This window comes from Archangium violaceum Cb vi76 (genome assembly GCF_000733295.1).
In the GTDB taxonomy this organism is placed as follows: Bacteria; Myxococcota; Myxococcia; order Myxococcales; family Myxococcaceae; genus Archangium; species Archangium violaceum.
In genome coordinates this window covers 1-1,091 of the sequence record NZ_JPMI01000254.1, presented here as the reverse complement: position 1 = coordinate 1,091, position 1,091 = coordinate 1, and the positions used below count along the sequence as shown (strand labels likewise).

General features: G+C 72.0%; 1 protein-coding gene. It reads left to right on the top strand.

Features of this window, described 5'->3' with window-relative positions; genetic code table 11:
* On the top strand, positions 1–1,091 hold a 1,091-nt coding region (locus Q664_RS58265), incomplete at both ends, for a Kelch repeat-containing protein (protein WP_043405778.1).

Sequence of the window (1,091 nt, the reverse complement as noted above, 5' to 3'; positions counted from 1 at the left end):
GATGGCAGGGTGCTCGTCACGGGCGGCCGGAGCGCGGCTGGCGGCGTCCTGGCCAGCGCGGAGGTGTACGACCCGGTCACCGGGACCTGGAGCGCCACCGGCTCCCTGGCCGCGACCCGCTTCACCCACACCTCCACGCTGCTGCCCTCGGGCAAGGTGCTCGTCGTGGGCAACCCGGCCAGCACGGAGGTCTACGACCCGGCCACCGGAACCTGGACGACCCACGGCTCCCTGGCCAAGGATTGGGGCCGCACGGACCATACCGCCACGCTGCTGCCCGAGGGCAAGGTGCTCATCGTCGGTGGCCATAGCGTGGTGGGCTTCATGGCCAGCGTGGAGGTGTACGAGGATACGGGCGCGCAGCAGGCCTGGCGTCCCGTGGTCCTCTCGGTCTCCCAGGCGGCTCGAACGCTCGATGTGACCGGCACCGGCTTCCGGGGTGTCTCCGAGGCCGGCGGAGGAGGAACCGCCCACTCTCCCTCCGATGTCCCCGTGCTCACCCTCCAGTCAGTGGCTCAGGGGACGCTCCTCCGCGTTCCCTTCACCCGATTCTCCGCCACCGCCGTGCGGGCTTCGCTCCCGCCAGGACTCAGCGGCCACTACCTCGTCTCCGTGCTGCCGAATGCCGTCGCGGGGGGAAGGGTCGCGCTCATCGATACCGTGGCCCCGCTCGCCCCGGTGGTGACGGCCCCCGTCAACGGCTCCCTGCTGACCACCCGCACTCCCACCTTCTCCGGCACCGCCGAGGCCGGTAGCACCGTGACCCTCGAGGTGGATGACTCGAGCGTGGGCACGGCCACGGCCAGTGCCTCGGGGGCCTGGAGCCTCACGCTCTCGACGCCCCTGAGCGAGGGGACGCATTCGGCGCGAGCCACCGCCACGGACGTCGGGGGCAACGACAGCGTCGCTTCCTCGACTGTCTCCTTCACCGTGGACACGCTGCCACCGGCCGCTCCGGTGGTGACGGCTCCCGCCAACGGCTCCCACGTGAACACCGCCACGCCCGTGCTGGCGGGCACCGCCGAGGCCGGCACCACGGTGCGGGTCTCCATCAACGGAGCCCCCGCTGGCACCGTGGTGGCCAATGCCTC